Origin of the sequence: Psychrobacillus sp. FSL K6-2365, assembly GCF_038003165.1 — a bacterium.
In the GTDB taxonomy this organism is placed as follows: Bacteria; Bacillota; Bacilli; order Bacillales_A; family Planococcaceae; genus Psychrobacillus; species Psychrobacillus psychrodurans.
This window is the reverse complement of record NZ_JBBOOO010000001.1, coordinates 1,164,081-1,188,449: the sequence shown is the minus strand read 5'-3', so window position 1 is coordinate 1,188,449 and position 24,369 is coordinate 1,164,081. Positions and strand designations below refer to the sequence as shown.

19 protein-coding genes are annotated in these 24,369 nt (G+C 36.9%); 6 read left to right on the top strand and 13 right to left on the bottom strand.

Annotated elements, in window-relative coordinates:
* Nucleotides 1–394: 394 nt before the first annotated feature.
* Together fabF and MKY29_RS05645 are read right to left on the bottom strand one after the other, a co-directional pair.
* Nucleotides 395–1,630, bottom strand: a complete 1,236-nt coding sequence (gene fabF, locus MKY29_RS05650) for a beta-ketoacyl-ACP synthase II (RefSeq protein ID WP_340879281.1) — start codon at nt 1,628–1,630, stop codon at nt 395–397.
* Nucleotides 1,631–1,658: 28 nt separating this feature from the next.
* The gene (locus tag MKY29_RS05645) at nt 1,659–2,594 is read right to left on the bottom strand and encodes a beta-ketoacyl-ACP synthase III (RefSeq protein WP_090563233.1); all 936 of its coding nucleotides are present in this window, start codon (nt 2,592–2,594) and stop codon (nt 1,659–1,661) included.
* A gap of 164 nt (nt 2,595–2,758) precedes the next feature.
* Here MKY29_RS05645 and MKY29_RS05640 point away from each other — a divergent pair, with 164 nt between their 5' ends.
* Nucleotides 2,759–2,947, top strand: a complete 189-nt coding sequence (locus tag MKY29_RS05640) for a YjzD family protein (protein ID WP_090563235.1) — start codon at nt 2,759–2,761, stop codon at nt 2,945–2,947.
* Between the two features lie 239 nt (nt 2,948–3,186).
* On the opposite strand, the gene MKY29_RS05635 is transcribed toward MKY29_RS05640, so the two are convergent.
* Nucleotides 3,187–5,322: an ATP-dependent Clp protease ATP-binding subunit gene (locus tag MKY29_RS05635; RefSeq protein ID WP_340879280.1), complete on the bottom strand. Its 2,136-nt coding sequence runs from the start codon at nt 5,320–5,322 to the stop codon at nt 3,187–3,189.
* Between the two features lie 183 nt (nt 5,323–5,505).
* Between MKY29_RS05635 and MKY29_RS05630 the strand changes: the two genes are divergently transcribed.
* The gene (locus MKY29_RS05630; RefSeq protein WP_090563589.1) at nt 5,506–6,201 is read left to right on the top strand and encodes a Crp/Fnr family transcriptional regulator; all 696 of its coding nucleotides are present in this window, start codon (nt 5,506–5,508) and stop codon (nt 6,199–6,201) included.
* Nucleotides 6,202–6,386: 185 nt separating this feature from the next.
* On the opposite strand, the gene MKY29_RS05625 is transcribed toward MKY29_RS05630, so the two are convergent.
* Nucleotides 6,387–6,707: a metal-sulfur cluster assembly factor gene (locus MKY29_RS05625; protein WP_090563238.1), complete on the bottom strand. Its 321-nt coding sequence runs from the start codon at nt 6,705–6,707 to the stop codon at nt 6,387–6,389.
* A 241-nt stretch (nt 6,708–6,948) separates the two neighbouring features.
* Nucleotides 6,949–7,707: a prolyl oligopeptidase family serine peptidase gene (locus MKY29_RS05620; RefSeq protein ID WP_340879279.1), complete on the bottom strand. Its 759-nt coding sequence runs from the start codon at nt 7,705–7,707 to the stop codon at nt 6,949–6,951.
* A 131-nt stretch (nt 7,708–7,838) separates the two neighbouring features.
* Between MKY29_RS05620 and MKY29_RS05615 the strand changes: the two genes are divergently transcribed.
* The 3 genes from MKY29_RS05615 (at nt 7,839) to MKY29_RS05605 (ending at nt 10,186) form a co-directional block, all read left to right on the top strand.
* Nucleotides 7,839–8,651, top strand: coding sequence for a Cof-type HAD-IIB family hydrolase (locus tag MKY29_RS05615; protein ID WP_340879278.1), 813 nt, complete (start codon nt 7,839–7,841; stop codon nt 8,649–8,651).
* A 22-nt stretch (nt 8,652–8,673) separates the two neighbouring features.
* Nucleotides 8,674–9,525 carry a DegV family protein gene (locus tag MKY29_RS05610; RefSeq protein WP_093494269.1) on the top strand — a complete coding sequence of 284 codons (852 nt, stop codon included), beginning with the start codon at nt 8,674–8,676 and terminating at the stop codon, nt 9,523–9,525.
* Nucleotides 9,526–9,676: 151 nt separating this feature from the next.
* On the top strand, nt 9,677–10,186 hold the full coding sequence (locus MKY29_RS05605; RefSeq protein ID WP_093494268.1) for a DUF3231 family protein: 510 nt from the start codon (nt 9,677–9,679) through the stop codon (nt 10,184–10,186).
* A 302-nt stretch (nt 10,187–10,488) separates the two neighbouring features.
* Here MKY29_RS05605 and MKY29_RS05600 read toward each other — a convergent pair whose 3' ends face one another.
* Nucleotides 10,489–11,223, bottom strand: a complete 735-nt coding sequence (locus tag MKY29_RS05600) for a YqcI/YcgG family protein (RefSeq protein WP_340879277.1) — start codon at nt 11,221–11,223, stop codon at nt 10,489–10,491.
* Between the two features lie 169 nt (nt 11,224–11,392).
* Between MKY29_RS05600 and MKY29_RS05595 the strand changes: the two genes are divergently transcribed.
* Complete coding sequence (locus MKY29_RS05595; protein ID WP_093494564.1) at nt 11,393–12,247, top strand: dimethylarginine dimethylaminohydrolase family protein; 855 nt, start codon at nt 11,393–11,395, stop codon at nt 12,245–12,247.
* Between the two features lie 138 nt (nt 12,248–12,385).
* Here the strand turns inward: MKY29_RS05595 and MKY29_RS05590 are convergent, their stop codons facing one another.
* The 7 genes from MKY29_RS05590 to addB form a co-directional block, all read right to left on the bottom strand.
* Nucleotides 12,386–13,828, bottom strand: coding sequence for an alpha-amylase family glycosyl hydrolase (locus tag MKY29_RS05590; RefSeq protein ID WP_340879276.1), 1,443 nt, complete (start codon nt 13,826–13,828; stop codon nt 12,386–12,388).
* A gap of 344 nt (nt 13,829–14,172) precedes the next feature.
* Nucleotides 14,173–14,334 carry a hypothetical protein gene (locus MKY29_RS05585; protein ID WP_269920459.1) on the bottom strand — a complete coding sequence of 54 codons (162 nt, stop codon included), beginning with the start codon at nt 14,332–14,334 and terminating at the stop codon, nt 14,173–14,175.
* A gap of 90 nt (nt 14,335–14,424) precedes the next feature.
* Nucleotides 14,425–14,787: a YisL family protein gene (locus MKY29_RS05580; protein ID WP_090563264.1), complete on the bottom strand. Its 363-nt coding sequence runs from the start codon at nt 14,785–14,787 to the stop codon at nt 14,425–14,427.
* Between the two features lie 55 nt (nt 14,788–14,842).
* Nucleotides 14,843–15,739 (bottom strand): fumarylacetoacetate hydrolase family protein, encoded by an 897-nt coding sequence (locus MKY29_RS05575; protein ID WP_093494264.1) that lies wholly within the window; start codon nt 15,737–15,739, stop codon nt 14,843–14,845.
* A 45-nt stretch (nt 15,740–15,784) separates the two neighbouring features.
* Complete coding sequence (locus MKY29_RS05570; protein ID WP_340879275.1) at nt 15,785–16,981, bottom strand: DUF418 domain-containing protein; 1,197 nt, start codon at nt 16,979–16,981, stop codon at nt 15,785–15,787.
* A gap of 11 nt (nt 16,982–16,992) precedes the next feature.
* Nucleotides 16,993–20,706, bottom strand: coding sequence for a helicase-exonuclease AddAB subunit AddA (gene addA, locus MKY29_RS05565; protein WP_340879274.1), 3,714 nt, complete (start codon nt 20,704–20,706; stop codon nt 16,993–16,995).
* The gene (gene addB, locus MKY29_RS05560; protein ID WP_340879273.1) at nt 20,693–24,187 is read right to left on the bottom strand and encodes a helicase-exonuclease AddAB subunit AddB; all 3,495 of its coding nucleotides are present in this window, start codon (nt 24,185–24,187) and stop codon (nt 20,693–20,695) included. The genes addA and addB overlap by 14 nt, the downstream gene beginning before the upstream one ends.
* Between the last annotated feature and the right edge of the window lie 182 nt (nt 24,188–24,369).

Sequence of the window (24,369 nt, the reverse complement as noted above, 5' to 3'; positions counted from 1 at the left end):
ACTCCTTTCAATCATCGCTTGTCTAAACTATTAATTTAGCTAGATATTTACTTATTAAATTTTTACATTTTTCTATTTATTTAATTCTTAAGATAAAGTCTATTACAGTTTTATTACAATCGCAATATTATTTTTTTATTATTTACTCAATTTTGTCTTTTTTGAATATTTAGTCATGCTATAAATCTAGTAAAATCAATACATTTGGATCTCTTTTAATAGTTAAAATTATTTTTTTGAGATATTAACCATTCGTCATGTTTCAACAAATTATATTAATAAGATGTTATTCTCCCCTCTAAAACACTAGTGTTCCAGCGCTTTAAAGCAATGAAATATCAATATATAAAAAAGCATTTCCAAATTTTACTTGGAAATGCTTTTTCAGAAGAATTTATATTTTTTTAAATAAAATACTTGCATTATGTCCACCAAAACCTAATGAATTACTCATAGCGAACTCAATATCCGCTTTTCTAGCGGCATTTGGCACATAATCTAAATCACATTCTGGATCTGGAGTTTCTAGATTCATCGTCGGTGGTAAAATTCCTTCTTTTAATGCTAAAACAGTGAAGATTGCTTCCACTCCACCAGCGGCTCCTAGAAGATGACCCGTCATTGACTTTGTAGAACTCATCGCAAGTTTATATGCATGTTCTCCAAAAACAGTTTTCACTGCCATTGTTTCAAAATGATCATTATAAGGAGTGCTCGTTCCATGTGCATTTATATAACCGACTTGCTCCGGTGTAATTGTGGCATCCTCTAATGCTTGTTTCATCGCACGTGCTGCACCTTCTCCACCCGGAGCTGGAGCAGTAATATGATGAGCATCACCTGTGGAACCATATCCGATAATTTCTGCATAAATTTTAGCACCACGAGCTACGGCATGTTCATATTCCTCTAAAATAATAATTCCTGCACCTTCTCCAATTACAAATCCATCACGATCGGCATCGAATGGACGAGAAGCTTTTTCGGGATTAGTATTTAACGTAAGTGCAGTATTCGATACAAATCCTGCTACCGACATGTGAGTAATTGGAGATTCTGCACCACCTGTAATCATTATGTCTGCATCTCCACGTTCAATCACCTTAAATGCATCCCCAATAGAATTGGTGCCGGATGCACAAGCAGTTACCGAGCATGAATTAATAGCTTTCGCGCCAAAATGAATTGACACTTGACCTGCTGCCATATCTGGAATCATCATTGGAACAAAAAATGGGCTAACTCGGCGTGCTCCTTTTTCTAAGAAAACACGAAATTGAGCCTCATAAGTTTCCATTCCACCAATCCCAGAGCCAATCCACACTCCTGTACGAAGACCCACTTCTTCTGTAATGGTAAGATTTGCGTCTTCCACCGCCATGATAGATGCAGCTAATGCATAATGGGTAAAACGATCCATTTTTCGTGCTTCTTTTCTTTCGATATACTTTTCAATATCAAAATCTTTCACTTCAGCTGCAACCTTAGCTGCAAATTGTGAAGCATCTAGCCTTGTTAGCATACCTACACCAGATTTACCTTCTTTTATACCCGACCACGTTGTTTCAATATCATTACCTAGTGGTGTAACAGCGCCTAAACCAGTTACTACTACCCTGCGTTTCGTCATGAATTATTCATCCTTCCAAATTGTAAGTTTATTTTCCCCATTTTAGTGCAATTGCGCCCCAAGTTAAACCGCCACCAAAACCAACCATTACAATGACGTCATCGTCTTTTACTTTACCATTTTTCACTTCTTCATCTAAAGATAGAGGTATGGAAGCCGAAGATGTATTACCATACTTATGAATCGTTTTAGACATTTTTTCAATAGGTAACCCTAGTCTTTCTCTAGAAGATTCCATTATACGGATATTAGCTTGATGTGGGATTAACATGTCAATTTCTTCTTTATTTAACCCAGCTTTTTCTATTACATTTACAGCAGATTCACCCATTTGTCTTACAGCAAATTTAAAAACTTCTCGTCCGTTCATTTGAAGATGCGGACCTTCTTGCGATAAATGCTTGCCTCCACTACCATCAGCACCAAGTTCGAAGGATAAAATACCACGACCTTCAGAAACTTTACCTATTATCGCAGCGCCAGCACCATCTCCAAACAAAACTGCTGTGTTTCTATCTTCCCAATTAGTAATTTTAGATAGTTTTTCTACTCCGACTACAAGGACGTGTGAGTAAGTATTAGACTCAACAAATTGCTTCGCTGTTACTATCCCATATATAAATCCTGCACATGCTGCCGACAAGTCCATTGCAGCGGCATTTGTTGCACCAAGTTGTTCTTGTAGCATAGTTGAAACACTTGGAAATGGTCGATCTGGAGTTACCGTTGCTACAATTATTAAGCCAATTTGATCTGCAGTAATTCCTGCATCTTTTATTGCCTCTTTTGCAGCTTTCACCGCCATATGAGAAGTGTTTTCTTCTGAGTCTGCAATTCTACGTTCTTCTATACCAGTCATCGTTCTTATCCATTCATCAGATGTATCCATTCTTTTCTCAAGGTCTTCATTTGTCAAAATATGTTCAGGTGCATATGTACCTAAACCAATTATTCCTGCATTCATGAATGTTCCTCTTTTCTTATAATCTATTATTAGTACCTGGTATTAATAATAACGAATTTATGTATATTTTTCAACAACAGAGTTTCTTTTACCAAATATTCTTTTGTAATATGCTATGCTATGGTATGATACATATATAAAATTAGCGCCTGAGGTGAAATTACATGCAATATATAATGACATTTGTCTGGTCAGTACTTTTAGTTTCTATGTTAAATTACGTAGTAAGTTCCGTTCAAAACGTTGAGTTTGTATTCATGAATGGTATTATCATGTCCATTCCAGTTGCAATTATGGTTTTAATCATTGCTGCAATCATTCCAAACGAACCAGTAGCTAAAGCACATCACTAAAAAACAGCCTTCCTTCTTGGGAGGCTGTTTTTATATTCCTAAAATTTCTGTGGATTTTGTAGGTCCCATTTTATATGAGAGCGATTATAAGCTATTCAAGAAAGAAACGCTCATATACACGAGAGGGATTGTCGGCTATACGAGAAAGCTTGGTGCTAAAGCATATTTTCTTTTCATCAAAAAACCATAGATAAACCACAATTTATTTATAGGTGAGTTATCTATGGTATATTTTCCAATTAGCTCTCAATCGATATTTTTAGTTTATCTTCTTCCATTTTAGCCACTATTTTGCTGCCGGGAAGGACGGTACCTCCAATTAGAAGTTTGGCCACTGCTGTTTCTAAATAACGTTGGATGTAACGCTTTAATGGTCTCGCTCCAAATGCAGCATCTGTTCCTTCTTCAACAATCCACTGTGTCACTGAGCTATCCACCTGTAACTCAATTTCTTGTTGCTGTAATCGTTTTTGAAGTTGTTTCACGTATTTTTCCGTAATTTGAATAAAGTGGTGAGTTGTCAATGTGTGGAACATAATGATGTCATCTAATCGATTTAATAATTCCGGTTTAAAATGCTCACGTAATGCACTCATAACAAGGTTTTCTTCTTGTTCAGAGACTTCCCCAGTTGTATTCGCTAAATATACTGAACCAATATTGGAAGTCAAAATAACAATGGTATTCGTAAAGTTAACAATTCTTCCTTGGCTATCTGTAATTCTTCCATCGTCCATCAATTGCAATAAAATATTAGCAACATCTGGATGCGCTTTTTCTATTTCATCTAGCAACACTACTGAGTATGGATTTCTTCGTACAGCTTCGGTTAATTGGCCACCTTCCTCATAACCTATATATCCTGGCGGTGCGCCAACTAAACGGGAAACACTATGTTTTTCCATGTATTCAGACATATCAATACGGATAAAGTGCTCCTCAGAATCAAACAAGTTAGCTGCTAGTGATTTAGCAAGTTCCGTTTTTCCAACACCAGTAGGTCCTAAGAATAGAAAAGAGCCAATTGGTTTATTTGGATCCTTAATACCCGCTCTTGCACGCCACACAGCTTCTGTAACTAATTGAACTGCTTGGTCTTGTCCCACTACGCGCTCTCCTAGTGTTTCTTTCAGCCTTAAAAGTTTTTCTCTTTCGCCCTCAACAAGTTTCGTAACAGGAATTCCCGTCCATCTGGATACGATTGAGGCAATTTCTTCTGCCGTTACTTCTTCGCGCAGTAACCGTGTTTCTGAATCTTCATTGATTTGATTTTCATATACTTGAAGTTCTTTTTCTAATGTAGGAATTTTCCCGTGACGAAGCTCAGCAGCTTTGTTTAAGTCGTATTGGTTTTCAGCTTCTTCTAATTCTCGACGATAGCGATCCAGTACTTCTCGTTTTTGCTGTATTACTTGAATGGCTTCTTTTTCTAATTGCCATTTATTTCGCATTTCACTAGTCGAAGCCTCTAGTTCTTTCAAATCTTTACGCAGTTGTTCTAGTCTTTTCTTACTTGCATCATCTTTTTCTTTCATTAATGCTTGTTCTTCAATTTGAAGCTGCATCATTTTTCTTGTAACTTCATCGAGCTCCTGTGGCATTGAATCGATTTCTGTTCGAATCATTGCACATGCCTCATCGACTAAGTCGATTGCTTTATCAGGTAAAAACCTTTCTGTAATATAGCGATTAGAAAGCTCGGCTGCTGCAACGATTGCTCGATCATGTATACGCACACCATGATGTAGCTCAAAGCGTTCTTTAAGTCCACGTAAAATAGATACTGTATCTTCTATTGAAGGTTCTCTTACCATTACTTGCTGAAAGCGTCTTTCTAAAGCTGGATCTTTTTCAATATACATTCGATATTCATCAAGTGTCGTAGCTCCAATACAATGTAGCTCACCTCGTGCTAGCATTGGTTTAAGCATATTCCCAGCATCCATTGCACCATCAGATTTTCCAGCACCAACTATTGTGTGAATTTCATCGATAAACAAAATAATTTGTCCTTCACTATCTTTCACTTGCTTTAATACCGCTTGAAGACGTTCTTCAAATTCCCCTCGATATTTTGCACCGGCGATTAAGGAACTCATATCAAGCTCAAAGATTTCCTTCTCTTTCAATCCTTCTGGTACATCTTTACGCACAATTCGCTGTGCCAAACCTTCTACAATAGCTGTTTTCCCTACCCCTGGTTCTCCAATTAGTACAGGATTATTTTTCGTTTTTCTTGAAAGGATACGAATAACATCTCTAATTTCTTGATCGCGACCAATAACAGGATCCATTTTCCCCTCTTTAACTGCAGTTACTAGATTTCTACCGTACGTTTCTAAAGGACTTTTTTCATCTTGTTGTTTCATTTGCATATGCAAACCTCTCCTTATGAAATTAGTTTGACCTTCTTTGACTATTATAAGTATAAGTCCTTAATAATAACTTTGTAAAGAAATATGGCTAATAGTATTTCTCTAATATATATTCTAAATATGCTATTATATAAGAAAGTGCACATGAAAACGAATGTGAATGAAGGAAAGGAAGTAATAATTATGAATGAACATAGCTCCAATTCACAGGGTATACATGCACTGTTCGAACAATTTGGAACCAACTTAAAAGTAGATAAGGATCGTCCTGTTTTCTTAGAAGGTGAAAGTGCAGAAGATGTCTACCTCATCAAAACAGGTACAGTACGCATTAGTAAGGATACTGAAAGCGGTAAGATGTTGACTTTACGAATTACAGGAAATAATACATTTATCGGAGAAACATCTATTTTCTGCGAAACTATTTATCATTCTGTCTCAGCTAATGCAATAGAAACAACTCAATTATTAGTATTACCACGCACAACGTTGGAAAAATATTTATCAGATTGTTCGTCTCTCATGATGGAATGGATTCAAGTAATGCAAATGCATAGTTTGAAAAACGAGACTCGCTTTAGAGACTTGTTGCTTCATGGGAAAAAGGGTGCGTTATTATCCACATTAATACGATTAACAAATACTTATGGGATCAAACGGGAGGATGGAAGCATTCTCATTGACTATGCTATGACCAATCAGGAGCTAGCCAACTTCTGTGCGACAAGTAGAGAGGTCGTAAACCGAATTTTAAATGATCTAAAGAAAAAAGATGTACTTTCTTTAGACAAGGGAATGATTACGATTCATGATTTACAGTTTTTACGAACGGAAGTAGAATGTGATAACTGCCCACTTCATATTTGTCGGATTGACTAGTATATGAAGCTGCTGAAATATTTCAGTGGCTTTTTTTATTGGTAAGTATTTTATTTGGTTGAGTTCGGAATGGGTTGGGTTTACTTCAAGTTGCTGTGGGAGGTAATCAGTTTAGATTTAGTTGAACTCCATATTAAAAGTCGAATCTTGGATGATTCGACTTTTAATATATACTGTATATTTTATTACCTTACCCCAAGAGCTATTTTAGCGTAGCGGGACATATTGTCTTTTGACCATGGTGGGTTGAAGACAATATTTACATCTGTATCTTTTACTTCAGGTAGTTCACCAAGTGCAGTTTTTACTTGATCGACAATCTGTGGACCCATTGGGCATCCGATGGATGTTAATGTCATTGTAACTTTTGCAATATCTTCATCTGCTAATTGTACATCATATACTAAACCTAAATTGACAATATCAATACCTAGTTCAGGGTCGATAACATTCTCAAGAGCGGCCATCATACTATCCTTCATATCTTGCTCTGTATCTTGACTCATTTTGAAAACCTCCTCTATTCTATTCCGGTTTAACAGGCGGAAATACTACCACCTCAACTTTTCAAAAGAAAATCAGAGGAAATGGTGATAATAAACAGCCTGTAATTCGCCGATTGGTTCGGACCAACAAGATGTTGGTCACTCAGGAATTGCCTGAGTTCTTTTTTCCATTACTTGGGATGAAAAAATTCCCAATAATAGAAGTTTCACTTTATATCTTAATCATAACAAACTCGTCAGTTTATGCCAAACTGTTTGCTAGCCACTGCATAGAAGTTAGCATTCCTTTTCGTGATACTGCATGTCCTGCGGATTTTTCATTCATTAGGACTATATTCTGTTTATCATATTGTTTTCTGAGAGCGGCAATGAATTGGGCAGTTGGTTCATATGGTACAACAGGATCCTTTTCTCCATGCCAGAAAAATAGTGGTGTTTCAATAAGGTTATCCGAATGAATTGATGCATCAAAATTCGATAAGGTGTCGAACATATTCTTCTTCTCTTCTGCATTTAATGGTACTTTGAATCCTTTTTGCTCTACCGAAGCAATTTGCGCTTTGGCAAGTTCTACATAACCAGGTGTTCCCATCATAATAGCAGCAGCATCAATCCAAGGATATGCCGTTAAACAACCTAAAGTAGTAATCCCACCCATAGAAGTTCCACCGATACCAATTTTTTGTCCGTTGAAATAGCCACGCTTTTCTAATTCATGCTTAATATGTCCAACTTCTTCAATGGAAGTTAAAACAATTTCCCAAAAACGTAAGCTGATTTCTACATCATCTAATTTCTCGTCTCGTTCTCCATGCAAATGTGCATCTGGTAGAATGACACGACAACCTTGTTGAACAAGCTGATATGCATAGTGTAGGTTATGCTCTTTTCCACTTTCAAATCCGTGTAAAAAGATGACAATTGAAGCATCTTTTTTTGTATCTTCTTTATAAATATGTAATAAAGGAATGTTTCCCCATGCCTCGGTTGTTACTATCATTTATATCCCACCTTTCTTCTATTATTATTCTACCAAAGTAATCTAGAGAGTACAAAGAGGCTGATTTTACATTTTGACGTTATTCGTTGAAAACGATACACTTTAACATAAGATAGAAGGGAGTTTTTTTAATGAAACAGCATTTAATCGTGTTAGATTTAGATGGAACTTTATTGACCGATGAAAAAGTAATTTCAGCAAAAACTAAAAACATACTTCAACAGGCAAAAAATGAGGGACATGAAGTTATGATTGCCACTGGTAGACCATATAGATCCAGTGAAATGTATTATAAAGAACTTGGTTTAAGTACACCAATTGTTAACTTTAATGGTGCATTTGTTCATCATCCTAGAAATTCTTCATGGAAAACTTTACATACTCCGATTGATTTAAAAGTTGTAAAGCAAGTAGTAGAGGCTGTAGAAAGTTATTCCATCAAAAATATGCTAGCTGAGGTACTTGATGATGTGTATTTACATTATCACGATGAAAAAATACTTTCTGCATTTTCATTAGGAAATCCACAGGTTACAACTGGAGACTTAAAGTCTCTTTTGAAAACTGACCCTACAAGTTTACTAATCCATGCCGAAGAAGATTCAGTTGATTTAGTTCGTCAGCATTTAAGAGATGTACATGCGGAAGTAATTGACCATCGTCGTTGGGGTGCCCCATGGGATGTCATTGAGATTGTAAAGCATGGTTTAAATAAAGCCGTTGGATTATCACATGTATCCGAGTATTTGAATATTCCACAAGAACGTATTATTGCATTTGGTGATGAAGATAATGATTTAGAAATGATTGAGTATGCTGGTGTTGGGGTAGCAATGGGAAATGCTATAAGTCCTCTTAAAACTATCGCCAACGAAGTTACTTTATCAAATAACGAAGATGGTATTGCAGAATTATTAATAGAAAGATTAAACTTAACTAAATAATAGAGATACAGGAGGATGGGAAATGAGAATATTTGCTGATAGCGCTACAGATTTACCAAGAGAATTTTTTGAAGATAACAACGTTCTATTAGCTCCACTTAGAGTTCATATTGATGAAGATGAGTATGAAGACATTATTGGTATTGATTCATCTGAAGTTTACGCAGCAATACGGGCAGGAAAGCATCCAAAAACTTCACAAGTTTCACCAGAATTATTTTTACGACTATTTGAGGATCTTGCTAAATCTGGAGAAGAAGGATTATATATAGCCTTTTCGTCGGCTCTATCCGGAACCTATAGTACGGCTATGATGATGCGCGAACAATTATTAGAAACGTACCCAGATCTGAAACTAACGATCATCGATTCACAATGTGCATCACTCGGATATGGTTTAGTATTAAAAGAAGCAGTTAAATTACGTGATGCAGGAATGGACAATGCTCAAATTATTGAAAAAGTACGTTTCCATGCAGAGCATATGGAGCATTTATTCACCGTAGAAGATTTAGATTACCTAGCACGCGGTGGGAGAGTTTCTAAAGCAAGTGCATTTGTTGGTGGATTACTTAATATTAAACCACTTCTTCATGTGGAGGACGGCAAGCTAGTCCCTCTAGAAAAAATTCGCGGACGCAAAAAAGTTTTGAAGCGAATGATTGATATGATGGACGAACGTGGTGATACGATTAGTGAACAGTCAATCGCCCTTTGCCATAGTGATGATGAACCTACAGCACTAGATTTAAAACAAATGATCGAGGATAGATTTCATCCGAAGAGTATTGAAATACATTCCATTGGTTCAACTGTAGGAGCACATGTCGGTCCCGGAACAATGGGTTTATTCTTTTTAAATAAATTATCATAAGAAATGCGAAAGCGCATATGGTTATTTATAAATTGAGGTCTATATTATATGTAGATCCTCTTTTTTTATTGAATGAATACTTTCTCATATGCTCCACATACTACCATTTACATGGATAATTTCTGTGAAAATGAAAGCAAGGAGTGAAATAATGGGTATCTTAAGTGGAAATCCTAAGGAAGAACCTCTGCATTATGGTGAAGTATTTGCTATTTGGACAAATTTAATAATGAATAACGGGCTAATTGCTGCATACCAGACCTTTTATAATCATGCTGGTGATGACGAGTTGAAAGGGTTAATTGAAGAGTGCGTTAAATCTATGGAAGAAGAAAATAAACAAATTGAGAAAATACTTAAGGTAAATGCTGTTGGATTACCACCCGCCCCTCCTGCTCGACCAGATGCTCGTCTTGAAGATATTCCGGTTGGAGCACGATTTAATGATCCAGAAATTGGCGCAGCATTGGCTAAAGATTCAGCAGCTGGTTTAGTAGCTTGTAGTAAAGTCATGGGTGAAAGTATACGTGAAGATATCGCTATGCTGTATGGCCAGTTCCATACTGCTAAAGTACAGATTGGTGCCAAAATACTTCGCTTAAACAAAAGTAAGGGCTGGTTAGTACCACCTCCTCTTCATCATTTCCCTGGTAAAGGATAGGAATATATGTATTGCTCGTTAGCTAAAAATTAGTTTGAGTTCCGAGTAATAATTCCAGTAGTGCTTTACTGCATAATTTACAAGAAATATATAAAGGCGGGTAATGATTTTTATCACCACCCGCCACTCTATTTTCAATAATCTTGGGTTGTCTAGTAGGACAATTCCGATTACCATCTGTTGCTCCCATTCATCAGCGTTTATGACAGAATGGTATTATCTATAATACTAACTTAAGCTACATACCTCTATCCTCTTGTTTTTTTCCACAAATATTGCTATATGAAAGCATAGAATAGTTTTTAAACTTGTGATTTATGGTGGAATGGACATTTGCCTTGAATCGGTACAATATCATCACCAATAAAGGATTGCTTCCATTCGTTATGCGTTGGGTCGCCGAAATGGCCGATATCTGGATGCTTAGGTAGCTGATCCCATGCTTCTACACGTTTACGAACTTTTTCACGTGACATAATACCACCTTTTTCAGTACCTTCTAATCCTTCAAATATTTTCCGTGGTTGAAATCCAAGAACCATCGCATTTCCTAGATGACGTGTCTTTCGCTTCTTATATGCTGGAGCATTTCCAAATACAAAAATCGGCTCTCCATTGAATCGGAAATCCCACAAATAGTGATCAGGGTCACGAGGACTGTCTTCTGGCCATTCTACTTCATCGACTTCATGTAAGTATTGAAGGATATCCCAAAATTGCTTTCGGTAATCTTCGATAGAACCTTCTGACTCAAAAGGTTCTACAAATACAAAAAGACCGTGTCTCTTGTAGTTTGGTAATTTAAATAAATCTAGAAATCCTTCTACCGCAGAAGGTAAATTACTCCAGTCGTCTTGATTGATAAAAGCGTAGCGGAGTTCACCTTTCAACTCACCATTCATTCCAAAAAAACATGGAAACGTTTTATCCGTTACCGTGTTATGAAAAGTTTCGTATTCTTTATAGAGCCAACTCGGTAAGTCTTTTCTAGAGTGAAAATCTTCTTTTGTCAATAAAGCTTGTTCCTTTGTAATCATACAATCTCCTCCACTATCTATATCTACATATTCTTATACCTAGCCTTTACCCCATGTTAAATTTTCTGAAACAACATTGTTCAAATGAAAATAAATTTCACAAATAGGTTATGAAATGAAAAATCAAGGGAATAGAAAAGGAATGAACCAAGAAAGTGGAGGTAGCCTAATGGTAAAAATATTCAAAGATCAATCTCAAATACAATGTCAAAGTGAATATGGTGAACTTCAAAAAGTCATCCTATGTGAACCTCAGTACATGGAAATTAAAGAAGTGATTAATGACGTTCAGAAAAAATATATAAATAGCAGTATTGATCGTTCACTTGCGATTTCACAGCATCAGATATTTGAACAAACTTTACGAAATGCGGGTGTGGAAGTGATTAAACTACCACCAAGTAAAGATCATCCAGAACAAGTCTTTACTAGAGATATTGGTTTTACTTTAGGTAATTGCTTGTTTATTTCCGAAATGGCAAATCCGATTCGCCAAGGTGAAGAAAAGGTATTAGCAGAGTGGATGAATGAACATGATATTTCTTATAAAAAACTCTCCACACATTCCATCGAAGGTGGCGATGTAATCGTTGACGGCCACCGTGTATTTGTTGGAATTAGCCATCGGACAAGTAAGAAAGCCATTCAAGATTTACAAGAAGAATTACCAGACTTTGAAATTTTCCCTATTCCTTTTAACCCAAAATATTTACATCTTGACTGTGTGTTCAATATCCTCTCTTCCAAGGATGCCTTGATTTACCCTGATGCAATCGATCCGGAAATCGTCGACAATTTGTCCAGTATGTATAATTTAATCGAGGTGAGTGAAAGTGAGCAGTTCTCAATGGGGACGAATGTATTGTCTATCGGGAATAATCGAGTACTTAGTTTACCATTAAATTCTGACGTCAATCATCAGCTTAGAAAGCACGGATATCAAGTAATTGAGGTTGATTTCTCGGAAATCATTAAATCAGGCGGATCATTCCGATGCTGTTCAATGCCAATTGTACGTCAATAATAAAGGATAACATTTTAATTCGGGAAGAATCCGCCCGAAGCAGAAATCATAGCGCTGCTAGTTCACGGAACATTTTTCTTTCTGCTTAATCTAAAAAAACTGTCCACCTTATTTTGTGTGGGGGACAGTTTTTTGCATTTATTTATTCTCTTCATCCATTCTTCTTTGCTTTCCTTTTTTCCAAACTATAATGAGAAATAACATAAACAATAAGTAAGCGATGATCATTGCTGCGATGTAGGCGCTATTTAGACCTTTATCTTCTTTAACTTGATACACTTCGGCTATTTCTCTATCCAGTACTAAACGATAGGAACCATCATCGGAAGCACGTACTGTATCCAACTCAAATAACCCACGTAGTTCTTTATTTTCGCCTATTTCCTCACTCGAAATGTCAATTCTTTTTGTCTCACTAGTGTTATTGATGACAACGATAAATGTTTCTTCATCAGAATATCGTTTGTACACAGCATACCCATCTTTATTTTCTAACAGTTCCATTTTACCTGTTCGCATCGTTTCTGATTTTGTACGAATGGATGCCATGTCTTTTAAATATTCAATTAGCTCTTCATCTACACGGAAATTCATGATTTGATGGCTATCTTGTGCATTTTGACCATTCATCGCTATTTCCGTTCCGTATGTCATATAAGGTACACCTGGTAAGGTAAGAATAGTGCCGATTGCCATTTTAATACGAGTAGGTGGGAACATATTCTCCAAGGCACTATGATACGTAATTCTTTCAGCCAACAAATGATCCACCATTAATAGATTATTTTCATTAGCTAAAGAAATAGTTTCTGAAGGTCGATCTGTATTTTTGAAAGTATCCCGGAAACCTAGCATTAGCTTTTCCGAATACTCTAAGTCAAAATTAGCTTCTGACTCCTCGAGAGCAATGACATACATTGGATCGCGAATTTCTTTTACTGCCGCAATTAAATCATTTATAAATGAAGTTGGTGCACCATCTAGCTCAGACAATTTAATACCATCAATTTTGTAGGCTTCTGCAAAATTTACAATTGTCTCAGTAAGAGCCTGTTGTACTTCAGGGTTAGTCAAGTCAAGAAGCATTTGACCATTTTCTTTTGATAGTATCCAATTACTTTTCTTGTTATCAGTAGCCCAAATATGGTTCTCACTATAATTATTTAGAGGAAATTCAACCATAATCTTTAAATCTTGTTCGTGCGACTTGTCTAATAGCTCGTTAAATTCTTCTGGTGTCCCGAATTGTTTTTCTAATTCATCGAAATTTAAAATTCGCTTTCCATCATAAGATTCTGTTGCAAAAACTGGACCTATGGAGATAGTAGTGAATCCCATATCTTTAATGTGCGCCATTTTTTCCATAACACCAAGAAAATCCCCACCAGCGAATGCATTTGGATCTTTTGGATTGACATTATAATCGTTTGTTCCTAATTTATTGAAGTATCGATCTACATATAGATCGTAAATACTTTCGTTATGTATAGAGTTATTCGTTTCTGCATTACTCACTTGAGATGTAGTTAAGCATAGGCTACTCATCAGCAATCCAGTTATAATCCATTTTGTTAACTTCAAGGTAAATCCTCCTTTGACGCATATACATATTATTTTAACAAAGCAATGTTTTAATCGCTATCGTTTAGCAATTAAAGCAATAAATATCTATAATATTTAGTCCAAACTGTGACAGGTTGCAAAGTAATCATAAATCTACTATTTAGAAGGTTACTTGCTTTATACGAGATTAAAATTGCTCTTAAATGTTTACAAATAGCCCATAAATCGTCAATAGAAGCTTATAAACTTCGGTATAGCCCTTAAATTCTCCCCTTCAGCCCAAAAGTGTAACGAAATATCCCATAACATCTAACATATAGCTCATAACACCACTATTCTTTTGGCATAACAAAAACCACCGATCATTTCGGTGGCTTTTGTGTTTTATGAAATTCTTGAAGGATATGTGATTGGAGTTCAACTTGAGAATCTGATTTGTTTTTTTGTAGATTGGCAATGACAAATGATGCGCCTACAAATGCAATCATAAGAACAATGAGTAATATTAGCAATGTTATTCCCACTTGCCACTCCTCCTCTCTTCTTACCTATCAAAATAGCATAATATCAATAAATTGAAAAGAAGCTTCCAATATGTGAAAGCTTCCCAAAACTTAAGCTAAGAAGTTGATACCCATTGGTAATTTGAAACCAAGGAAAAGTACGATAAAGAAGAAAACAAACATTAACACTAAGAAAGTTGTAAACGGTTTTCCTTTTGCCTTTTTCACTAAAGTCATTTCCATCATACCAATTACTAATATGCCTGCTAGGAATTTTAATCCGTAAAGCATTCCTTCACCGAAGTCCATACCTTTGATGAACAAAGCAACTCCAGTAATGATAATTAGGATGTAGAACAAACGTAAAATCATGTGAACTACTTTCGGTTTTGCAATCGCTAATGCTACAAAAAATAGGATTAGTGCGACTACCCAAGTGGTAATGTGTAAATGTGTTGATGCTAAGAAATCCATTTTTTCCACCTCAATTATACTTGTAGTTTACTACTATCCTATTTAGTGTACCATGTTACTCGAATTTGTTCACTAATGTACCTATTCCTTCAATAGAAATTTTGACTATATCTCCTGACTTTAGGAAGCGTGGTGGATTAAACCCTTTACCTACACCTGCAGGAGTTCCTGTTAATATAACATCTCCTGGTTCTAGGATAACCGACTTTGAAATTTCAGCAATAATTCGTTCAACCGAAAATACCATGTCAGAAGTTTTTCCGTTTTGACGAATTTCATCATTTACTTTAGTGACAACTGCAAGTTCCTGTGGATTTGGTAACTCATCCTTTGTTACTAGATATGGTCCCATAGGGCAAGACCCTTCAAGACTTTTGCCTAAGAAGTATTGCTGATGCTTCGTTTGTAGGTCACGCGCAGTTAAATCATTGGCAATTGTGTATCCAAAAATATAATCATAAGCTAACTTTTCCGGAATATTTTTTCCTTGTTTACCAATAACGATGGCTAGCTCTCCTTCGTAATCGTAGGAGTTTGTTACATCTGCATGTAGTGAAAGAGTTTGTTCATCAGCTGCAATGGAAGTTGGAGACTTCGTAAAGACAACAAAACTACTTGCAACGCCACCCATTTCTTTCGCATGATCAGCATAGTTTTTACCTACAGCCATAATATTTTTGGGAGTACGCGGAATTGGTGACAGCCATTCGATTTCAGCGAAAGAGCGTTTAAACTCATTTGGATTCTCTGCCTTCAATGCTGCTTCTACTAATTTACGAATTTGTTCGACAAAATCCATCCCTAAATGAACACCTTCTACGATTGTAGTAGGAAATTGGGGTAATACTTGGAGCGTCTCTTGAATTTGTAAAACATCCCATACTGCCTCTTCTTTTTTGACTTTAGGTCCGAAGTAAATTTTGTCATGTAAACGGTAGGATAACAGTTTCATCTTTTGGACACTCCTTTAATAGTTTTGAATCTATCTATTAGTCTATTACAAATTAGTTTCTTTTTCACCTATTTTAGATAAACTATTCGAATAAGTCAGTTTTCTCCACAATAACTCTACAGGACCTTGCTTAAATTTCATAAACCAAAATTCTGCAAACACTATTTGCAACGCGAAAATGCCTACCGCCATCCATGTACCAGTACTTATATCGATTTTTCCATATAACCCGAATCCGTAGGAATAAAAAATAGTCGTTGCAATAATCGATTGCATTAAATATATTGTCATGGACATCCTACCAGCCTTCGAAATTGGAGATAGTATTTTTGCACCGATTGGAATGGAACAAACCATGGCAATTACGCCTGCGTATGCAATTGCTTGTAGTGGTCCTCCAAAAGTATCTTGAACGCTCATAGTGAACAAGTTCGCTTCTGTTAAGTAAGGAAGCCATTTGATAGCTGTACCTGCTATTAAAGTTACTAACACCGTAATAATCCAAAACACCTTTAACTCTCTTGCCCTCTCAATAAGCTTCCACTTTGCTGCTGCTGCACCTAATAAAAGAAATGGAACGATTGTAAACAGCATGCTTATGATGATTAGACCATTTCCACTCATATATAACCAATCAGCTAATCGTTGAGAGAAAATATCGCCCCATGATCCTTGGCCGTATGCAACAATAGATGCTTCAATTGCCTGTATTCCAGTATAAATAACCATGGCATCTGGCTCTATTAGAGAGCCCAAGTAGACTAAACCATTTAGTAAACCATTTGGTATTAAGAATAAGAAAATACTTATGAGAAGCAACCAAATTGGCTTTAATCTAATGATGAGTATTAAAACAAATCCCGCTAATGCATAGGTTATCAAGATGTCTCCTGCCCATATAAGAAATGCATGAATACATCCAATTATTAGTAAAACAGACAATCGTCGTACTGCAAATTTGGAAAATGGACTACCATTTGCTTCAGACTTCATATACTGCATTGCCAAACCATATCCAAATAACATGGAGAATAATGGATACACACTTCCTTGTACAAAAATGTCAATCATTTTAAATGTCTCATAATCACTTGGGTTTTGATACCAAGTATATGGATTTATATAAATATATGGAGTATGAAAAAATAGCATATTCACGACAAATATCCCTAGTAAGGCGAACCCTCTCATTACATCTATCGAGATGATGCGCTCATTTACTCCTGTTGGTTTGATTAGCAAGCTTTTTCCCCCTAAAATGACACTGTTCTATTTATGTCAAACAAGTATAATACTTTCTCTTTAATCTCTACTTGTAAAATTGCTTCAATTGCCTGTGTATAAAGTGACAATTGAAGTTGATAACGTTTTTGCATTTCTTGCTGTAATAAAGACTCGTTATTAACTAAATGTTTAACTTTATCCGTTTTATAATCCAATAAAACCCAACGCCCATCATCCTCTAAAAATAAGCAATCGACGACTCCTTGGATAATTTGTTTGTCGCCATCATTATCCTCTAGTGCATACGTAAAAGGAAATTCTCTCATCACTTCTTTTGCATTTCGTAAACGTTTTGCTATTTCTGAGCTGAAGAAAGGTACCATTTTGTTTGGATTAATCGCAGCTTGTTCAGCTTTCGTTAAAATTTCCCTTTCAGCCAGTCTTTCTGCAAATAGCAGAACCTGCTCCTCATTTTTTTCTTCGTGAAGATCTACGTTTTGCATAAAAGCATGTACCGCAGTACCTGCTTCTGCCCCTGTCAATTTTGCTTCTTGCTGAAGGAAAAATGGACGCTTCGCAATCTTTTTCAGACTAGTAGGACTAGACATTTGAAAATAGTCATCATCTGATTGGTCCATTAGTTGCTGTATTCTTTTCATCTCACTTACCGTTTGCTTTGATCGTTTATGAGTAGTTATTTCATGCACGTATGGTGTATCAAAACGTTCCTGAATCTTCTTTAAATATATATTTTGTGTTGGATCAATCAACTGGTCCAATTTAACAGCCTCTTTTTCTTCCTCTTGTACAATATGCTTTAAATCATTTACACATTTAGCGACAATTCTCCAATTCGATTCACTATCCACTATATTCGCTTCATTTACATCCGATAACTGGCGGAAATTTGTATGTCTTGATAAGGCTGGACCAATCCAATCTAAATATCCTTTTGCTTTTGCACGCATATAGTCCGGCAGCATTTCATCACTTAATACGTTTTGGGCATCTTGCCATTTTGCCAATGTTTTTGCTAAATCTTTTATAGATCCAATGAGGTATAAATTCTCTTTTGCACGCGTCATGGCCACATATAAAACCCGCATTTCCTCCGCCTTCAACTCCATCTGCTTTTTTTCTTTCATAGATAAAAATGGCAATGAAGTAAATGAAATACGCTTTTCCGGATCAATTGCTTTAACAGCAAGACCAAACGATTGGTCAAACAAGTAGGACTCATTAAAATCCATTTGGTTAAAAGGTCTACCCATTCCAGCTAAAAAAACAACTGGAAATTCTAGCCCTTTGGATGAGTGAATAGTCATTAAACGAACAACATTCTCCTTTTCACCAATAGCTCGTGCAGCACCTAAATCATCCCCTCTTTTACGCATACGATCGATAAAACGTAAAAAACGGAACAGTCCTCGGAAGGAAGTTTTCTCATAATCGATTGCACGGTCATGAAGAATACGAAGGTTTGCTTGTCTTTGTTTACCATTTGGCATAGCACCTACTATTTCGTAGTAATGTGTATCCAAGTATATTTGCCATATTAAATCCGCAAGTGAACCTCTTCTACTTAAATCGCGCCAATCCTCATATTGAAGTAAGAACCTTTGTAGTTTCTCAGCAGTATCTGCAGACAGTCCCGGCCCTCCGGTAGATACAAAAGTTTTTAATGCATCGTAGAAAGGCTCTTTTGGAGCAGATAAACGGATAAGTGCGAGCTCTGACTCTGTTAGTCCTACAAATGGCGACCTGAGAACGGATGCAAGTGATATATCCTGATAGGGATTATCTATTGCACGAAGCGTATGAAGCATTATAAGAACTTCAATTGCTTCAAAATATCCCTTCGAAAGTTCGGCGTACAAAGGAATACCAGCTTCTTTAAATTGCTCTGTAACCTCTCCTGACCAAGTCATCGAGCGCATCAATATAACGATGTCACTGTACTCGACGGGACGATGAGCTTTTTTCCATGGATCATAGACAGTTTGTTTAGAGTGAATCATCTCGTTTATTTTTGAAATAATATAACGTGCTTCGGCTTGCGATTTTTTTAACTCTTCTTCAGCAATTGCTTCTATCGTTTCTTCCTCTTCCTCTAACGGTTCTGCACTGCCATCTTCTACTTCATATAATAGAGCAAGCTCAACAGGTGTTTCAGTTTCTTCATAGGGTGCTCCTGGCTTTAACGATGCTGCTTCATCATACACAATTTCTCCTACTGACTCACCCATAATTTGACTGAAAATATAGTTGGTTGCATGTAACACTTCCTTTCTACTGCGGAAGTTAGCATTTAAATCTATTTTGATGCCTGAATCAATCGGAAGATCATTGAATGCAAGATATTTCCCTAAAAATAGCATTGGTTCTGCTAAACGGAATCGATAGATGGACTGCTTCACGTCCCCTACCATGAACATATTCCCTGTATTTTCATCGCCACTTTTCACAAACTGTAAAATGGTTTCTTGTAGTAGATTAGTATCCTGATATTCATCTACTAGTACTTCTTTAAAACGAGACTTATATTCCTTCGCAATATCTGATGGTATAAGTTCACCATTTTCATCCTGCTCGGATAGAATATCTAATGCATAATGCTCCAAATCTGAAAAGTCGACGAGACCCTTTTCATTTTTAGCTGCAGTATACCTTTCTCCATAAACTATAGTCAGTTCTACTAGTTTTTGTAGCTGAGGTGCCATTAAACGCATTTCCTCCAAGAGCCGTTCTGGAGTTCGTGTAAAATAATTATCCTTTAAGTCATTAACAATTTTCTTCACTTTAGTCCGTTTGTCTGTCGCTTGATTTTTCATTCCTTCATCACAGGAATCTTTTTTTATGGCTGCTGCTCTTCCCCATTTAATGCCTTGGAAGTAATGAAAAACACTTTGCCACGAGCTATTCTTCATCAAAACTACTGCCTCTTGAATCATTTGCTGATCGATCATAGCAGTTTCTGCAAGAGGTGCCGGGCCATTTGGTTCATTTGCAAGTCTACGAATCTCCTCGGTTACAGCGATCGCTTCTTCTAAATGATGGATGATTGCAAGCTTCAATGGACCCATAAACGATAGTTCGTCTATAGTCATATCTACTGGAAGATTATAAGCTTCTGGAATTGCCAACAACCATTTTTGGGGCTCTGGATGAACGCGCGAATAGGAATATAGTTTTTCAATCATCACTTCAATTGATTGATCGTCACGATCGGAGGTGAAACTATCAGACAATCGGTACATCGCCTCCGGATTGTCAACATGATAAGCTTCTTCTAATACTTCTGCTAACATATCGTCACGCATGATTGCTGCTTCTGTTTCATTTGCAATACGGAAACCTGGGTCTATCGTTAGCATATATGCATATTGCCGTACAATGTTTAAACAAAATGAATGCAGTGTAGAAATTTGTGCTTTATTTAACAAACTTAGTTGTTTTCGTAAATGATTTGATGATGGATCGTTTGCTATAGCCTTTTCTAGCGCCTCTGCCATTCGGTGACGCATTTCTGCAGCGGAAGCATTGGTAAATGTAACAACTAATAACTCGTCAACATTGATAGGTTGTTCTTTCGCAATAACCTTTTGAATGAGGCGGTCGATGAGGACAGCTGTTTTTCCAGATCCTGCAGCTGCGGAAACGAGCACATCTGAACCCGTAGCCCAAATTGCCTTCCATTGTGCAGCTGTCCATGTTAGCTCTGCTGGCATATTAGGAATGTTCATTTGAACCCACCTCCTCTCGTATTTTTTCTGCTACTATTTCTGGTTGCTCCACTTTCAATACACGTACTTGTTGAGCTGGATCCCCGGGATCGAATTGGCAAACACTACGATAAGAGCAATAGTTACAAGGCATTTTATCTTTTATTCGATAAGGTAGAACGCGAGTATCCCCGGCATTCATGCCATTTCCTGCTTGCTCATGCTTTTTACGAACAAAGGACTGTAGTAATCTCATTTGCTCTGGCTCAACTACCTTGGAAGATGATTTCGACAAGTTTCCGTCTTTGTTCATACGTACTGGAATCACTTTCGAAAATCCTGAAATCTGCTCGTCCATTTCCATAATTACTTCTGGATCATCGAGTAGTAGACCATTCATTTTGTATGATTTATAAATCGCATCCTCTAATTCTGCATCTTCCATTTCTTTTTGGGACTGAATAAATGGATTATGCATATGCACATATAAGACTCCTGCTGGATCAGCATCCTCATGTAGCCATATATCCGCATTTTCAACAGCAACATCTAAATAAGTTAACATTTGAAGAGAAATACCATGATAAACCTCGTTCAAATCTATCCCTTTTTTAGATGATTTATAATCGACAATCCGTACAAACATATTGCCGTTAATATTAGCTGCATCCACTCGGTCGATTCGACCACGCAATTGCATTTTACGATTACGCTTCAGTGGAATTTCCAAGGCAGGCAGCGCCTCACCAGGACCGAAACCAGCTTCTATAGCGATTGGAACAAAGCTGGACCCTTTAGAATGCTGGCTTAAGGCGATCAATGTATTGGCAACGATTTGCTCCAATTTTCGTTGGATATATCGATATCGATTTGTACTTAATAATAATTGGTGTACAAAGACTGGTACAATATAATCGACTGCTTGTCTAGCAAGTTGGTAGCATTGTGGTCGAGTTAACTGAGACCACTGTAAATCTACACGCTTTGTTTCATCCGCAATCCATTTTAACGCCGCATGGAATAAGTCTCCCATTTGTGGTGCTTCTAATCTATATTCTGCACGTTCTTCTAGCTTCAGGCCATAAGATGCGTAGTGTGCAAACGGGCAGCTATAATATTTTTCTACACGAGATACACTGGAAATAATCGTTTCCCCATATAGAGCTTCAGTCATCTCTTCATTTAATTTCTCTGTTTTATTGCCATGTATTAAGGGCTTTGTAATTCTTTTTACTAGCTTCGACCAATAAGGATCCATTAAATAATACTGATAAACCGACTGCCACACTTCTGGTAATTCCCCTGTTTCTAGAGCACTTCGAAGCTGCATAATAACATAAGGCAAAGTAGGTCGTGGGTGACTAATAGAAGTCAGATCTAATTTATCTGTTAGCATATCGCTCGGATCGACTACAGCTACTTCAACAGGCAAATCACTTACCATTTGATGTAGCTTTTTAATATACATGGAAGGTAATAGTGCTTTCCCTTCGGTGTCTGCCATTGGATAAGATACGTATAAGAAATGTGAAGCTGTTACAAATGCTTTATAGATTAAATAATTTTCATCCATCAAGCGCACTTTCGACGTTGGTGCAAGTTCAAATCCAATTTGCATGAACCATTCACGCTCTGTATCAGTTAGTATCCCTTCATGATCCATCCGCTTTGGATAAGCTCCATCATTAACCCCTAGTACAAATGCCGCTTTAATATTCGTTAGACGAATAATATCAACATTACCAACAATCACTTGATCAATAGTAGGTGGAATGCTAGAAAAATCAAGCTGATCATATCCCTCATCTAAAATTTTGGCTACTTCTTCCAAGGACATTTCCTTCTCGCCAAACATCAATACAAATTGGTCGATTACATTTACCCACTCATTCCATACTTGCTCATGTTCGGAAGCGAGGAGTAATTGGCCGTTTTCCTCTTCAGTTTGCTTCAAGCTTTGCAGTTTTTCATATACGTTTAGTGCTTCTATAAATGTATAGATAGCTATTGCATAATCTTTTCCTGTTTTACTTTGTTTCAACTGATTTGACAGGGCTTTGATTGGTTCAACGATCAAATCTCTTATTGTATGGATATCTGCTTGAATACTTTTTTCTTCATCGGTTTGCACTTTGGAATAAAATTCTAAACCACGATATTTTTTATAGACCCAACGTCTTTCATCCCACCATCTATCTCCATAGATTCCGAATGCCAGCACAAAATTCTCTAAACGATCCGCACGCTCTCTCCACGTTTTTTTAGGGGCATCTAACGGAAAAAACAAATCCGTCTTCACCGCGCGAAACACTGGTTCATACTTCCAGTCTGTTCGAATTATTTCTAAAATGGTCCGACTAAGTTCGATTAGCGGGTGATGTAACATCGGTTTCTTTTTACTAATGAAAACTGGAATATCGTACTGCGGGAAAATAGTCTCGATCAACCCTTCATACGTATCTGCATCTCTATGCAAGATAGCCATTTCGTTATAACGAACACTTTTTTGTTGCATCAATTCTCGTATTTGCCTTGCTACTGCATGCATTTCCGCACGACGATTGGCAGCTTCTGTTATTCGAATATTCCCTTCTGAATTTGTTTGCAAGGGAGGAAGCTGATCCAGATTTGCCTCAATATGAGCAATTTCTTTTGACATAAAGCGTTTCTGTTCATGCAGATGTACTGCTTTTTCGATTTCAACTTGTTCGGTTTGTGCTATTTCTAATAACCTAGCACATGTATTTGCTGGTTGATAGAATAGCGATTGTTCATCTACAGCATCCTGCAATGATTCCATTGGAAGAGCAATTGTAATACGCTTTACCTGTTTCATTAATTCCGCGATAATCTCTAATTCTCTTGTTGTGAATGAAGTGAAACCATCGATGTATATATCTGTTTTTGCAAGGAGTGTAGAGTCTTTTATTTTGGTTGCTAGTAATGTTAAGTAACCTTCACCGTCAATATAGCTAACTCCTAGTTTTTGTTCCATCTTTTCAAGCATCAGCATTATATCGGAGGATTTATCTATAAGCGTTTTTGGGGCATTAACATTTTCTAAATTGTTTAGGGCATTTGTCATGGTAGAGTAATCCATGCAGTATCTACTAAACTCTTTAAGTAATACTTCGATTTGATCGGTGAATCCTCTTTTTGTTGCTGCTCGCTTAAATAGCGTAAATTCGTCTTTGTGATTTTCAAGCAGACTCCGAATAAGCATACGGTAACCAAAGCCACTTATTTCTTCTTTGGCAATTCCACCTGTTTCTTGAAGAACACGCCACGCTAATCGTTTAAATGTCGTTACCTGTGCTCGAATTAGTCCTGGAAGTCCCGATTCTGCTGCAAGGTCATACTCACTGGAAAATGACATTTGGTCGGGAACTATGTAGAATATTGGGTCTCCTATAGGAGCTCTTTGTAGTTCAGTGATTATTTCTTGGTGGATAAAGGTTGTTTTTCCATAGCCTGATCGGCCACTAACTATTCGTAGCGACAATATTTTCAATCTCCTTTCGGAAGAAATTTTCTTTTCGTTATATGTAAAATAATAATAGGCTGTGATTTTGTTTCAGGTTGACGCATTCCGCGGGCGTTGCCACAGTCTCTTCGCTGGAAAACATATGCTCATGTGGTTACTCGGCGCAAAGACATTGCCCAAACAAAGTTTGGCCAATGTCT

What these genes read in the sequence shown, in the direction of transcription:
- MKY29_RS05580 (WP_090563264.1), bottom strand. Translation starts at nt 14,787, where the DNA reads ATGGATTTCTTAGCATCAACACATTTACACATTACCACTTGGGTAGTC.
- MKY29_RS05645 (WP_090563233.1), bottom strand. Translation starts at nt 2,594, where the DNA reads ATGAATGCAGGAATAATTGGTTTAGGTACATATGCACCTGAACATATT.
- MKY29_RS05635 (WP_340879280.1), bottom strand. Translation starts at nt 5,322, where the DNA reads ATGCAAATGAAACAACAAGATGAAAAAAGTCCTTTAGAAACGTACGGT.
- MKY29_RS05595 (WP_093494564.1), top strand. Translation starts at nt 11,393, where the DNA reads ATGGTAAAAATATTCAAAGATCAATCTCAAATACAATGTCAAAGTGAA.
- fabF (WP_340879281.1), bottom strand. Translation starts at nt 1,630, where the DNA reads ATGACGAAACGCAGGGTAGTAGTAACTGGTTTAGGCGCTGTTACACCA.
- MKY29_RS05615 (WP_340879278.1), top strand. Translation starts at nt 7,839, where the DNA reads ATGAAACAGCATTTAATCGTGTTAGATTTAGATGGAACTTTATTGACC.
- MKY29_RS05610 (WP_093494269.1), top strand. Translation starts at nt 8,674, where the DNA reads ATGAGAATATTTGCTGATAGCGCTACAGATTTACCAAGAGAATTTTTT.
- MKY29_RS05605 (WP_093494268.1), top strand. Translation starts at nt 9,677, where the DNA reads ATGGGTATCTTAAGTGGAAATCCTAAGGAAGAACCTCTGCATTATGGT.
- addA (WP_340879274.1), bottom strand. Translation starts at nt 20,706, where the DNA reads ATGAACATTCCTAATATGCCAGCAGAGCTAACATGGACAGCTGCACAA.
- MKY29_RS05575 (WP_093494264.1), bottom strand. Translation starts at nt 15,739, where the DNA reads ATGAAACTGTTATCCTACCGTTTACATGACAAAATTTACTTCGGACCT.
- MKY29_RS05630 (WP_090563589.1), top strand. Translation starts at nt 5,506, where the DNA reads ATGAATGAACATAGCTCCAATTCACAGGGTATACATGCACTGTTCGAA.
- MKY29_RS05625 (WP_090563238.1), bottom strand. Translation starts at nt 6,707, where the DNA reads ATGAGTCAAGATACAGAGCAAGATATGAAGGATAGTATGATGGCCGCT.
- MKY29_RS05620 (WP_340879279.1), bottom strand. Translation starts at nt 7,707, where the DNA reads ATGATAGTAACAACCGAGGCATGGGGAAACATTCCTTTATTACATATT.
- MKY29_RS05640 (WP_090563235.1), top strand. Translation starts at nt 2,759, where the DNA reads ATGCAATATATAATGACATTTGTCTGGTCAGTACTTTTAGTTTCTATG.
- MKY29_RS05600 (WP_340879277.1), bottom strand. Translation starts at nt 11,223, where the DNA reads ATGATTACAAAGGAACAAGCTTTATTGACAAAAGAAGATTTTCACTCT.